This is a genomic window from Glaciecola sp. 1036, assembly GCF_050306235.1.
GTDB lineage: Bacteria > Pseudomonadota > Gammaproteobacteria > Enterobacterales > Alteromonadaceae > Glaciecola.
Genome location: NZ_JBLWFH010000001.1, coordinates 179,221 through 191,746, shown reverse-complemented (window position 1 = coordinate 191,746; position 12,526 = coordinate 179,221). Strand labels below are relative to the sequence as shown.

The window sequence follows — 12,526 nt, the reverse complement described above, 5'->3', positions numbered from 1 at the left end:
TAAATTTTTAGCTATTGCAGACTAAAGTCAAAGCCTTGTTCATTCACTATTTTCCCTTGATTATTAAAACTATGCTCCTCCCAATATACATGCTTATCCTGATCGACTAAAAGTACAGTGCTAGAACGGGTGCCATAGTCATCTGTTTTAATAAAAATGGACGAGAGTTTACGCTCCCACTCAATTGGTACGCCGGTTTTGGGCAAGCGTTCATCTTCAGCTGGTGTTTGATTACGTAAAAGTTCAAATAAGTGCTGCTTTTGTAATGGCGATGAAGACTGGCAGTACTCAGCTAAGGTTTGTTTACCAAAATCCAATTTAGGCCAAGGGGTATTTAACATTGCGTTAGAAAGACCGTAAACCCCAGTGGTAAGAGACTGAACGGCATTCTCGAAATTGTTATAGACATAAAGATTATTAAAACTGCCAAACAATAAATTATAGCCGTTGTAGCTATCTTTAGTCGCTGCTAATTGGGTTGAATAAGTTTCAAAATCAGGTGATTGTTGAAGATAATCTATTACCAATTTACCGCGCGTAACAGCATTAGGTCGCTCTCTACCGGGCGCCCGAATATTGGTGATTGCAGCAATATTACCTCTTCTATTGATACCCATCCAACTGCCACTCGCCATTTCATCTTTACCTGCAAGTAAATGGCTTTCTGGCTGCCACCAATGTGACGCTAATGTAGGTCTTGCGTGAAATTCATCACGATTTGCCGCTATGATAAGGGGGTAGTCTTTGTGTTGATTAACAGCGATAAATAAAATGCACATAGAGTTAATTTTGTTTTCAATAAGATATGCCAAATTGCTGGGTATACAATAGTGACAACTTGGGCTAACATCAAATCAAATTTATATCACAAATGAGTAAAAGGAAAATCCCGCGTGAAGCGCAGAATTCCGGACACAACGCTTGTCCATTGCGATAGAACCATAAACCACCCTCAGGATGGCGCTGTTCATCAGTCTACTACTAATTCCGTTTTATTTGATTTTGCCGATGTGGCAGATTTAGAAGCCGTTTTCCAAGGAAAAAAGGCCGGCCATGTATATTCAAGGTCATCGTCAACTGCTGTAGTATCCTTACAAAATATGCTGTGTTCGCTGGAAGGTGGAGTGGCGGCAACTTGTTTTTCTACCGGCATGGGGGCAATAAGTGCAACCTTGTTGAGTTTACTAAAGCAAGGTGATCACATTGTCTGTAGTCGTTATTTATTTGGCAATACACGCAGTTTCATGCAGGCATTGATGGATTTTGGTGTTTCTATTTCATTTGTAGATATAAGTGATGCAACTGCGTTAGAAAGCGCAATTAATCAAAATACCAAGATGATATTTTGCGAAAGTATCGCAAATCCTGTTACCCAAGTTGGTGCGTTAAAAGAAATTGGTGAAATTTGTCAAAAACATGAAATATTGTTTGTGTTAGATAACACAATGACGCCGTTTGTAATGTTAGATTCGATTGCAATAAATGCCTCTTTGGTGATTACTTCATTAACCAAATATGTTGCTGGTCATGGCAGTGTGTTAGGCGGCGTTGTTATCGATACTGGGTGTTTTGATTGGCAAAAATACGACAATATTCTTGAAAAATATCGAGGCGCGGATACTTCTTTGTGGGGAATGACTCAAATTCGCAAGCGAGGACTCCGTGATATAGGTGCGACTTTAGCGCCGGCGTCCGCTCATCCCATTGCACTTGGGATAGAAACCATGAACTTGCGTTTGCAAAAAACCTGTGAAAACGCGTTGGCATTAGCCAAGTTTATGCAACAACATCCTGGCTTTAAAACAGTAAATTATCCCGGTCTTGAACAACATCCGCATCACCAAAGAGCGACTGATTTATTCGAAGGTGTGTATGGTGGAATTTTAAGTTTTGAATTGGCAGATGAATATCATTACCGTCCCTTTTTAAATCAACTTAAATTGGTATTAAGAGCAACACATTTAGGCGACACCCGCACCCTTGCATTGCCTGTTGCATCAACGATCTTTTATGAAAGTGGGCAATCTGAACGAATGAAAATGGGCATTTCGGAAGATTTGGTCCGAGTGTCAGTTGGCATAGAAGACATAAATGATTTGATTGACGATTTTTCCCAAGCATTAAATTATTAACTTTCTAAAATATAGAAGATTACTAGCGAAAAATAGCCGTTATTTATCAATAAATATGAATGTATAATGTGTTCATTGAAAACAGAATAGGTTTATTTTTTAAGGGGATTTTTAACAAATGAAGAATGTCTTAGTTGTTTATTCAAGTCTAAATGGCGAAGCAGGGCAGAGCTATAAAGCTGCTGATTATTATCTTGAGCAAATGCAAAACGCAGAAGATATCAGGTTAGATACAATTGATCTAAATAGATTTAATTTGCCACATTTGTCTCAAGCGGAAATGGCAGCTTGGGGTATACCTGCAGATATGCGAAGCTCAGAGCAGAAAGCATTATCGGCTTATTCTGATAATTTTGTTAAGCAATTATTAGTCGCAGATGAAATTGTTTTATCTGTACCCATGTATAACTTAAATGTACCTTCTACTTTAAAAGCTTTTTTCGACCGCATTGCCAGAGCAGGTGTTACGTTTTCGTATACTGAAAACGGTCCTAAAGGTCATGTGACGGGTAAAAAAGCAACCGTTGTCTGTGCTAGAGGTGGAGTTTACAGTGGTTCGCCAATGGATACTCAAACCCCATACATCACTAATTTTTTGCAATTTATCGGTTTTGAAGACATTACTTTTTACTACGTAGAAGGATTATCCATGGGCGAAGAGTCAGCTAACAAAGCATGGAAAGAATATAAAGAAAAAATTAATGAACTTTTTTCGGTAGTTGAACACTAATAATAACACTGGTTAAGAAAAGCAGTGCTTAACCAGAGTGTGTTCCTAGTTGAGTGTGTTGATATAGCCCCACAATTGTGGGGCTTTTTTATGTCTTATTCTTCTGAAAGGGCTTTTGTTAAATCTTTCATAAAATCAGCATTATCAGGTGTTACGCGACTACCGTAATAACCAACAACAACGCCTTTTTTATCCACTAAGTACTTATTAAAATTCCACTTAGGAGACTTTCCAGTTTGTTTTTCTAATTGTCGATAAAGTGGATCCGCGTTTTCTCCTCTGACCGAGAGAGGTTCAAACATTGGGAAGCTGACACCGTATTCGAGCTCACATTTTTCAGCAGTTTTAGATTCGTCAGAATATTCCTGTTCAAAATCATTGGACGGAAACCCCATGACTACTAAACCTTCCTGTTTAAAATTCTCATAGAGTTTTTCTAAATCTTTAAATTGCGGCGTGAAGCCACACATGCTGGCTGTATTTACGACAAGAACTGTTTTTCCCGCGTATTCTTCACAAAAATTCACAGTTTCTTGCGAGTTTAATTTACGCTTCATATGTTTAAGCACATCGGGGCATTCTTGCGCCGCAAATACACTAGTCGTTATTAATAACAAAAAAGTACTGATTAATAATTTCATGGTAATTCCAATAAATGAAAATAAATGAGTTGTTGTAATTATGGTCAAATTGTTCTTTTTAGATCACTTCAGTGTAAACTATACAGGCAGATTACAAAAAAAAACTAATACAAAAGATAGATTATGAAAAAAATCAAAATAATATGTATATCAGTGCTATTTAGCATGGTGGTTGGTTGCACAGCGACTGCAACCAATAACAGTTCCGCTCCCACAACAGTGTCAACTAACAAATTCCCCACGACAACCATTCAACAACAAGTTCAAAAGCCGACTAATACCAGTGGAGCTAAAGTTGAGCTTAGTATTGAACAGATAATGTCAGATCCTGATTGGTTAGGTCGACAACCTGAAAATCCAAAGTTTGCTCCGCTAAGCAATCAAGTGGTCTACAAGCGCAAGCAATTGGGTAGTCAGCTAAGAGACACCTATCTAGTGTCAAACGACCAACAACCAAACGAAAAAGCAACCCTTGCGAACATGCATGAAGTTGATATTGAGCATTATATTGATGACAAATCTCAAACCTTTGTGGCTTGGATATTTGAAGGTAATATTTTTGTTCAAGACCGCAATACTAAAATTATCAAACAGGTAACCAAAGACCTTTCGCCTGCAACAAGTCTGCAATATTTTAAGGATACAGGGGTTGCATACAGAAAAGGTGACAGTTTTTATGTAGTTGAATTAGCTTCGGGACTACAATATCCTGTTTTGTCTTGGCAATTTGCTGAACAGCCGACTGCGTTACAAGCGCCCTCTGACTACATTGCCCAAGAACAATTAAAGCTTATTCAATATGAAAATGTCGTTAAAAAATACAAACAAGATAAATTCAATGCCGAACAAGCTTTAAAAGCATCGAATAAAACCACGTCAACTAGTCCAATTTATTTGGACAAAGAACATAAGACCCTTACAGCGAGTCTATCTCCCGATGGTCAATGGGCGATTATTGCAACAACGCTCAATCAACCAACGCGAAACGACACTGATTTAATGCCTGATTATATTGAAGAAAATGGGCGTATTGGGTTTAAATCTGTGCGACAACGTGTTGCTGACGCAAAACCAGTGAGCCATGAATTATATTTAGTTAATGTGGCAACCGGTAGAACTACTAGTCTGTCGTATAAACAATTACCGGGATATAACGAAGACGTTTTGGCAGATGTTAAAGCTGAAAATGCAAAAGCAAAAGGTCAAACGTATACGGTTAACCGTTTACCAAGAGATATAGGTTTATTGTTAAATTGGTATGCCACTAAAACGCCAATTAAATGGTCACATGACTCATCTCAGGTTGCTTTAATGCTCGAAGCTTGGGATAACAAAGATCGTTGGATAGTAACTGTAGACCCAAGGTCTCCCAAAATGGTAACCCAGGAACGTATGCATGACGATGCTTGGGTGAATTATCGATTTAATGAATTTGGATGGTTTCACAATCAAAACACCCTTTATTGGCTAAGTGAAACTTCCGGTTATTCACATTTGTATACCAAGCCCTTAAACGGTGATGTGCAACAGTTAACGTCTGGCAATTATATTGTTGAAGATATTTACCTTTCTCAAGATGATGACTTTTTTGTTTACAAAGCAAATAAAAAGCACCCGGGAATTTATGAAGTTTACCAATATGATATTGAAAACCAAGAGCACAATGCGCTCACAGATCTAAATGGTATGACTGAATACGTTATCAGTCCTGACGAATCAACTTTAGTCCTCACTCATTCAAAAATTACTATGCCTCCCGAGCTTTATTTAATGTCTATGTCGACGCGTCAAGTGGAACAGGTAACCCATACAGTTAGTGACGAATTTTTATCCATTGATTGGGTGCAACCTAGCATAGTCGCGATTCCGTCTGAACATAGCGAACAGCCAATATATGCAAGGGTTTATTTACCTCAAGATGTAGCGTCTGAGAAGCGCAGGGCAGTGGTATTCAACCATGGTGCAGGCTATTTACAAAATGCTCATCTAGGATGGTCTGGTTATTTTAGAGAGTTCATGTTCCACAGCTTTTTGGTGTCCCAAGGTTATGTGGTGTTAGACATGGATTACAGAGCTTCAGCTGGTTACGGAAGAGATTGGCGTACGGCTATTTATCGACACATGGGTAAAGTGGAAATTGAAGACAATATACAAGGTGTTAATTGGCTGGTTGAAAATGCAAATGTAGATCCGAATAGAGTAGGTACCTATGGTGGGTCATACGGTGGTTTCCTAACCTTTATGGCGTTATTTACTGAACCTTCGTTATATCAAGCAGGAGCAGCATTGCGACCTGTATCAGATTGGGCCCATTATAATACGCCATACACCTCAAATATCTTAAATCTACCGACCAATGATCCCATAGCCTATGAACGCAGTTCACCGATTTATTTTGCTGAAGGTCTGCAAAAACCTCTGTTAATAAATGCACCTATGGTAGACGATAATGTCTTTTTCGTTGATGTTGTGCGCCTTGTGCAACGTTTGATTGAATTGGAAAAACAGGACTTTGAAACAGCCATTTATCCGGTTGAACCCCACGGATTTGTACAACCTAGTTCGTGGCTAGATGAATACCGTAGAATTTATAAACTGTTTGAAGAAAACCTTTAGTTAAAGAGGTTAGCAGGCGATTATTCGCCTGCTATTGAACTGGAAATACTTGTAAAAAATACACTACTGCGGCTCTTCGCCAATCGCCAGGCCCTTCAACAGAAGCCGCAGAGCTAGTTCCCCATACAGTGCCATCTTCTTCTATAGTACCTACATGAGAACCGCTTATCCAAACTTCGCCACTGTCAGTGAAAGTAGCAGATCTATTCTGTTTAGAAAGCCAGACTTCGCCGCTGTCGTCTATTTTACCCATATAGTTTCCGCGTTGATATATTTCACCGTTTTTGCCGATACTTCCGGCGAAGTTGCTGTTAATCCAAACTTCACCTTCCTGGGTTATCTCTGCAAACCGACTACCGTTCAACCATAGATATTGACTCGTTGGATTAATGCGGGATTTTTTCGGCGCTTTTTTCCACTCAGCAAGATAGTCTTGCGCTAAAGGTTTTAATTCATTAAGTCGCTTTTTTGCTTGATTAATAGCTAAGGGCTGACGTTTTCGAACATCAGATTGCGGAATTTTTAATGTTTTTTCGGCTTCTTTCAAAATTTGTAGCAAGTCTTGGCTTTGTTGAATCAACATTTGATTTCGTTCTAAATGAACACCCCCGGCGATGTTCATCACTTTATTTCTATCATCATTGGAAAATCCATATAGCTTTTGAAGTTCAGCTAAATTGGCATTTAATGCTTGATTCCAATTTTGGTATCGTTGATTAATTTGCTCGCCTATTTGAGTATGCCAGGTACCATTTACCCATTGCTTAAATCTATTGTAATCTTGAGAAGTTAATTGTCCGCTACTTAGTAATTGGGTCGCTTTTTGATTGTCTATTTGCCATTGTTCACTATATAGATTCATCATTTTATTGAGCCAATCTAATGCTGTTTGAACATCAGCATCTGAATCTAATTTGGGACGGTTTTGACTTTGATATTTACTGATTAGTTGGTTATACAAATCTGAGCTTGACGTCCCTTGAGGGGTATTTTTTTGTTGGGTTTGAGCGTTGGAAGCGTTCGCATTGTTTTTCCACATATCTAAGGTGGTATAAAGCTGATTTCGGGCCTCCATCCATTGTCCAGCAGCTTCCTTAAAGGAAGGTGCTTGTTTGTTTGTTTCAGCTTCTAGTATATCTTTGGCTTGTTTTAGTTTGTCTGTAAAACCATTAATAGTATTCATGTCATTTTGTTTGATGGTTTTTAAACCACGCTCGACTTGACTAATCAAATGTTTAGCGCGAACGACATCGCTACTTTGTGCCACACTAAAAAGTGACACTGAGGAAAGGGAAAAGAGAAAAATAAAAACGACTAATCCCTGTGTGAAATTTTTCATGACGCCTCCAGTGCGCATTTTGGATAAAATAAACAAATTAATTACGGGAAAAAATATCTCTTTTTAAAAGCAATGAAATATAAACGAATATTACCCCTGCAATTGCACCCCATAGATGTGCGTCCACAGCAACGCTAATTTCTATTAGTTTTTCTGTTGTACCGGGTTGATAAAAAAACTGTTCATAAATTATTTTTATTATTAGACCAATAGCCAAAACCCAACCAGATTTTCTTTTCTTTTTGACGTCCTGGCATACACCCCATGCAAAAATTCCGTGCAAACACCCAGATAAACCTAAATATACTTCCAGATCTGAGAATATTAGTATCGACAAACTGATAACAAATCCACAGACTAAAAACAAAATTAGTTGCTGGGAATTTGTACAATAATCTGAAAATAATAATATTAATACAGTCAATCCAGCCAAATTTAGCAGTAAATGATTAGTGTTTTGGTGTACTAAATGCGCTGTAATTAAACGATAAATTTGCCCGTTTTCAATGGCTGTTCGGTTAAATTCTAACAAACTTTTTAGATCAAATAGCTGAGTAATTATGCAAATCGAGGCAATTACCAGTAAAGTGTTCAAGTTTTTATTCAGCAAATTCATACAATGGAATTATTATTAGTGTCGTGGAAAGATGTTAGTCTAATGGTACACTCTATCTTAACACTGAAAGCAGATTCGAGAAGTAAATGATTGCGAGCCAAATAACAGAATCAATCTTAAATATCACCATTAATCGGCCTGAGAAAAAAAATGCATTAACTCCTGCAATGTATCAAAGCATGGCGGATGCTTTAAATAGTGCTGAAGAGCAGGGGGCTAGAGTTGTTGTTATTAAAGGATGCCAAGGGATATTCACCTCAGGTAACGATGTTACTGAATTCATGCAAACGCCGACTGAAGAAGGTGCAAATGAAATAAGTGAAACTTACCAATTCATGCAAGCGCTTTTAAACTGCCCGCTACCGGTAATCGCCAAGGTAGAGGGATTAGCTATAGGTATTGGAACCACTTTATTGTTACATTGTGATTTCGTGTTAGCGGATAAAAACACTAAGTTTTCTATGCCCTTTATCAATTTAGGATTAGTGCCTGAATATGCTTCCAGTTTTTTGGTTCCTCGATTAGCAGGCCAACTTGCCGCAGCAGAATTATTAATGTTAGGTGAAGTTTTTACAGCGTCAAAAGCGTTAGAATGTCGTTTAATTTCTCAAGTGTGCGAAAATGACTTGCAGAATCGTGTTGATCAGCTTGCAAAAAAATTGGCGGCAAAGCCAGCTGAAGCGTTAAAGCAGACAAAACGTTTGCTACATAGCGAAACTGATAAGGTAAGAGTGCATATAGATGAAGAGCTCAAACATTTTGTGGCGGCAATGCAAAGTCCGCCTGCAAAAGAAGCGTTTTCGGCTTTTGTTGAAAAACGTGCAATTAACTTTGACATATTTAGATAGGTAGAAGCATAAAATGAAATTATTGTATGTGGCCTTGTGTGCGTTATCACTAAACGTAATGGCTCAGCAACAACCACGAGAAGATAGAGAACCAGAAGCCGCAACTGGTTTAAGCCAAAATAAAGCCTTCACCTCTAAAGAATATATGGTGGTCGCCGCAAATCCATATGCATCTTGGGCAGGCAAACGTATCATTGAGCAAGGTGGCAGTGCAATTGATGCTGCAATTGCTGTGCAAGCAATGCTAACCCTTGTTGAACCTCAATCTTCTGGCATAGGTGGCGGGGCTTTTATTTTATATTGGGATAATAAAGAAAAGCGTTTGTACACTTATGATGGTCGTGAAATAGCGCCTATTAATAGCGATCCGTTTAAATTTATTGTCGATGGCAAGCCTATGAGCTGGCGTGATGCTGTGGTTGGTGGCAATTCAGTGGGAGTGCCTGGCGTGCTTAGGGCGTTAGAAATGGCGCACACCGATCACGGAAAATTAGAGTGGGAAAAGCTATTCAGCGACAGTATAGACCAGGCTGCTAATGGGTTTGAAGTTAGCCCCAGGTTAGCAAAATTACTCAGCTTAGATTTGCATCCGGGCCTAAATAGTTTTGCTGAAAGCTATAATTACTTTAAGCCTCAAGGGCAGCCGATTAAAGCCGGTACTCTGCTAAAAAACAATGCATTATCGGAAACCTTGCAACATATAGCGGATGAGGGGGCAGACTATTTTTACACTGGAGAACTCGCTGAAAAAATCGCTGAAACCGTGCGGTTATCACCGATTAATCCTGGTAAAATGAGTACTGCAGATTTACGTGATTATGAAGCAATTAAGCGTTCTCCTATGTGTGGTGTATACCGCAAATTTCGTGTTTGTGGTATGGCTCCACCAAGCTCAGGCGGCGTTAGTGTGCAACAAATCTTAAAAGGCTTGGAACAGTTTGACCTAAGCACTGTATCACCTTCATCTGCTGAGTTTGTACACTTATTTAGTCAATCAAGCGCACTGGCTTTTGCCGATAGAGAAGCTTACATTGCAGACTTAGATTTTCTTGGGTTGTCTGCAGTCCCTCTGGTTAATCCGGGTTATATGAAAGAAAGAGCCAGTTTAATTTCACTTGAGGGTAATTGGACAAAAGCATCAGCGGGTAAACCCTATAATAACCTTTTGGTGAGAAATGGCCCGGATTACAATCTTCCTAGCACAAGTCATCTGAGTATCGTCGACAAAGAAGGTAATGCGATTTCCATGACCACTAGTATTGAATTTATGTTCGGTTCTGGGTTGATGGTAGATGGCTTTTTATTGAATAACCAACTTACTGATTTTGCTTTGGATCCGGGGAGCGATGGTGAAATGGTGTTAAATAAGGTAGAGCCTAAAAAGCGTCCTAGGAGCAGCATGTCGCCAACCATGGTGTTTGATGAGAACAATAACCTAAAATTGGTGGTGGGTTCTCCCGGCGGTAGTCGAATTATCAATTATGTAGCACAAACCCTTCTATATGTTTTGGATTATGATATGAACGTGCAAGAAGCCATTAGCGCACCCAGAATCACTAATCGAAATGATTATACTGCGCTGGAAAAAGGAAGAAGCATAGAAAACCTAAAAGCGTCTCTAGAAGCTAAAGGCCACGATGTGCGCATCATAGACTTAAACAGTGGCTTACATGGCATTCAGCTAGAAAATGGCACCCTTATTGGTGGCGCCGACCCTCGAAGAGAGGGGATAGCTGTCGGTCAATAAACGCCAGTTTTTACTTCGGCGACTTTCCAGTCGCCGCTTTCTTTTACCATTTCCAGAATACGTAGTTCGGTAACTTTGTCACCGTTGTACTGCCCAATAATTTTTATTTCAATAGTGGCATCATCTTTGAGTTCAGAATACAGCAAAGTGCCTCCAGACACTGGCTCAGCTGTCATACTATCTAAACGTAATCCAAGGATATGGCGCTGGATGTTTTTTGCTGTATGGAGAGATTTTAGACGGTTTGCAAGACGCTTTTCACTGAGTGCAACGATTTTTTGCATGTCTTTTTCTTCATATACGGCACGCATAAAAAGTACCGCTGTGTATTGTGGTGTGTCCTTACTCATCATGCCGTAGCGTCCAGCATTAGTGGCATCATTTTCATCTGTGCAAGCGATTAATATAATGCTCATTAAGATGATTAAAAAAATTTTGCTTCGCATAATAGGCTCTCTGGTTAACTTATTATGCTATCGGCCAAGGTGTAAATTACTTCAATGAAAAAGGGGCGTTAAAGCCCCTTCAAACTTATCAAAAATGGAAGTCCTTTATTGTACTTCTTCTAATTCTGAAAACTCACCCGCAAACAACGGACTACTTAAGTAACGTTCAGTACCACTGGCCAAGATAACTACCACGGTTTTATCTTTGTTTTCAGGGCGTTCTGCAAAGCGTTTCGCTGCAACAACTGCTGCACCTGAGGAGATCCCCGCCAAAATGCCTTCTTCTTTCATAAGACGGCGAGCCATTTCCATACAGTCATCATTAGAGACTCTTTCTACTTCATCAATCAATGATAAATCAAGGTTGCCAGGAATAAAACCTGCGCCTATGCCTTGGATTTTGTGTGGAGCAGGCGTCAAATCCTCACCTGCCAATGCTTGGGTAATCACTGGTGAATCTTCGGGTTCAACTGCCACAGTAGTTATCGCTTTGCCTTTAGTATTTTTCAAATAACGAGAAACACCGGTCAAGGTACCGCCAGTTCCAACACCGGCAATAAAGGCATCAACTTTGCCATCGGTGGCTTCCCAAATTTCAGGACCAGTGGTTTTTTCATGAATTTCTGGATTGGCAGGATTTTCAAACTGATTCATAGGTACATATTTACCTGGGTTTGCATCCATTAATTCTTGTACTTTAGCTACTGCGCCTTTCATTCCTTTTGGTGGCTCAGTCAACACTAGGTTGGCACCAAGGGCTTTTAATAATTTACGTCTTTCCAAACTCATGCTGCTAGGCATAGTAAGGGTAATTTTATAGCCTCGTGAAGCGGCAACGAAAGCTAGTGCGATACCCGTATTACCACTGGTAGCCTCAATAATTTCTTTGTCTTTAGTCAGAATGCCTTTCTTTTCAGCATCCCAAATCATGTTTGCGCCAATACGGCACTTTACGCTGAAGCTGGGGTTACGGCTTTCTATTTTGGCATAAACATTAGCGCCATCTAAGACGCGATTAAGTTTAACCAGTGGAGTATTACCGATTGAAAGTGAAGAGTCGTCAAATGTGCTCATAATGATGTTATCCTTTAAATCATTTGCTATTAGCTTAGCTCTGTTCTCGTTAACTTATGAAATAACACATACTATTAATCTTGGGCTTAAAGAAGGTAGCAGTGCCATTTGAAAGCTTCGAAATCATGGATGATTTCGTAGAGCGCCCATGGATGGGTTTACAGCGTCTTTCAAATGGCACTGCTACCTTCTTTAAGCCTTATACATCAGATTATTTCATAAGTTAACGAGAACAGAGCCATTAGTTTTATTTAAACGCAAATATTCATAATCTTTAGTTTTGTAAAGATCGTAAAATGTTACAGTGTTAAGCTTATTCCTTATGCCAAAAAACGAA

General features: G+C 39.3%; 12 protein-coding genes. 6 read left to right on the top strand and 6 right to left on the bottom strand.

Annotation, left to right across the window (positions count from 1 at the left end; translation table 11 throughout):
* Positions 1 to 11: 11 nt before the first annotated feature.
* Positions 12 to 779: an NRDE family protein gene (locus ACNKW3_RS00910; RefSeq protein ID WP_427397401.1), complete on the bottom strand. Its 768-nt coding sequence runs from the start codon at positions 777 to 779 to the stop codon at positions 12 to 14.
* Positions 780 to 893: 114 nt separating this feature from the next.
* Here ACNKW3_RS00910 and ACNKW3_RS00905 point away from each other — a divergent pair, with 114 nt between their 5' ends.
* Together ACNKW3_RS00905 and ACNKW3_RS00900 are read left to right on the top strand one after the other, a co-directional pair.
* Entirely contained in the window at positions 894 to 2,132 is a 1,239-nt protein-coding gene (locus ACNKW3_RS00905) for a cystathionine gamma-synthase family protein (protein WP_427397400.1), read from the top strand.
* 118 nt (positions 2,133 to 2,250) lie between these two features.
* Positions 2,251 to 2,862, top strand: coding sequence for an FMN-dependent NADH-azoreductase (locus tag ACNKW3_RS00900; RefSeq protein ID WP_427397399.1), 612 nt, complete (start codon positions 2,251 to 2,253; stop codon positions 2,860 to 2,862).
* 95 nt (positions 2,863 to 2,957) lie between these two features.
* Here the strand turns inward: ACNKW3_RS00900 and ACNKW3_RS00895 are convergent, their stop codons facing one another.
* Positions 2,958 to 3,503: a glutathione peroxidase gene (locus ACNKW3_RS00895; RefSeq protein ID WP_427397398.1), complete on the bottom strand. Its 546-nt coding sequence runs from the start codon at positions 3,501 to 3,503 to the stop codon at positions 2,958 to 2,960.
* Positions 3,504 to 3,626: 123 nt separating this feature from the next.
* Between ACNKW3_RS00895 and ACNKW3_RS00890 the strand changes: the two genes are divergently transcribed.
* On the top strand, positions 3,627 to 6,119 hold the full coding sequence (locus tag ACNKW3_RS00890) for a prolyl oligopeptidase family serine peptidase (protein WP_427397397.1): 2,493 nt from the start codon (positions 3,627 to 3,629) through the stop codon (positions 6,117 to 6,119).
* A 31-nt stretch (positions 6,120 to 6,150) separates the two neighbouring features.
* On the opposite strand, the gene ACNKW3_RS00885 is transcribed toward ACNKW3_RS00890, so the two are convergent.
* Positions 6,151 to 7,458, bottom strand: a complete 1,308-nt coding sequence (locus tag ACNKW3_RS00885) for a hypothetical protein (RefSeq protein ID WP_427397396.1) — start codon at positions 7,456 to 7,458, stop codon at positions 6,151 to 6,153.
* Between the two features lie 37 nt (positions 7,459 to 7,495).
* Positions 7,496 to 8,053 (bottom strand): rhombosortase, encoded by a 558-nt coding sequence (gene rrtA, locus ACNKW3_RS00880; protein ID WP_427397395.1) that lies wholly within the window; start codon positions 8,051 to 8,053, stop codon positions 7,496 to 7,498.
* 107 nt (positions 8,054 to 8,160) lie between these two features.
* On the opposite strand from rrtA, the gene ACNKW3_RS00875 reads away from it, so the two are divergent.
* Positions 8,161 to 8,922, top strand: coding sequence for an enoyl-CoA hydratase (locus ACNKW3_RS00875; RefSeq protein ID WP_427397394.1), 762 nt, complete (start codon positions 8,161 to 8,163; stop codon positions 8,920 to 8,922).
* A 13-nt stretch (positions 8,923 to 8,935) separates the two neighbouring features.
* Complete coding sequence (gene ggt / locus ACNKW3_RS00870; RefSeq protein WP_427397393.1) at positions 8,936 to 10,669, top strand: gamma-glutamyltransferase; 1,734 nt, start codon at positions 8,936 to 8,938, stop codon at positions 10,667 to 10,669.
* Here ggt and ACNKW3_RS00865 read toward each other — a convergent pair.
* Together ACNKW3_RS00865 and cysK are read right to left on the bottom strand one after the other, a co-directional pair.
* Positions 10,663 to 11,115, bottom strand: a complete 453-nt coding sequence (locus tag ACNKW3_RS00865) for a hypothetical protein (protein ID WP_427397392.1) — start codon at positions 11,113 to 11,115, stop codon at positions 10,663 to 10,665. The two genes, ggt and ACNKW3_RS00865, sit on opposite strands and share 7 nt — an antisense overlap.
* A 105-nt stretch (positions 11,116 to 11,220) precedes the next feature.
* Positions 11,221 to 12,189 (bottom strand): cysteine synthase A, encoded by a 969-nt coding sequence (gene cysK / locus ACNKW3_RS00860; RefSeq protein ID WP_427397391.1) that lies wholly within the window; start codon positions 12,187 to 12,189, stop codon positions 11,221 to 11,223.
* 101 nt (positions 12,190 to 12,290) lie between these two features.
* On the opposite strand from cysK, the gene ACNKW3_RS00855 reads away from it, so the two are divergent.
* Positions 12,291 to 12,416, top strand: a complete 126-nt coding sequence (locus tag ACNKW3_RS00855; RefSeq protein ID WP_427397390.1) for a hypothetical protein — start codon at positions 12,291 to 12,293, stop codon at positions 12,414 to 12,416.
* Positions 12,417 to 12,526 lie beyond the last annotated feature (110 nt).

What these genes read in the sequence shown, in the direction of transcription:
- ACNKW3_RS00910 (WP_427397401.1), bottom strand. Translation starts at nt 779, where the DNA reads ATGTGCATTTTATTTATCGCTGTTAATCAACACAAAGACTACCCCCTT.
- ACNKW3_RS00900 (WP_427397399.1), top strand. Translation starts at nt 2,251, where the DNA reads ATGAAGAATGTCTTAGTTGTTTATTCAAGTCTAAATGGCGAAGCAGGG.
- ACNKW3_RS00895 (WP_427397398.1), bottom strand. Translation starts at nt 3,503, where the DNA reads ATGAAATTATTAATCAGTACTTTTTTGTTATTAATAACGACTAGTGTA.
- ACNKW3_RS00890 (WP_427397397.1), top strand. Translation starts at nt 3,627, where the DNA reads ATGAAAAAAATCAAAATAATATGTATATCAGTGCTATTTAGCATGGTG.
- ACNKW3_RS00885 (WP_427397396.1), bottom strand. Translation starts at nt 7,458, where the DNA reads ATGAAAAATTTCACACAGGGATTAGTCGTTTTTATTTTTCTCTTTTCC.
- ACNKW3_RS00875 (WP_427397394.1), top strand. Translation starts at nt 8,161, where the DNA reads ATGATTGCGAGCCAAATAACAGAATCAATCTTAAATATCACCATTAAT.
- ggt (WP_427397393.1), top strand. Translation starts at nt 8,936, where the DNA reads ATGAAATTATTGTATGTGGCCTTGTGTGCGTTATCACTAAACGTAATG.
- ACNKW3_RS00865 (WP_427397392.1), bottom strand. Translation starts at nt 11,115, where the DNA reads ATGCGAAGCAAAATTTTTTTAATCATCTTAATGAGCATTATATTAATC.
- cysK (WP_427397391.1), bottom strand. Translation starts at nt 12,189, where the DNA reads ATGAGCACATTTGACGACTCTTCACTTTCAATCGGTAATACTCCACTG.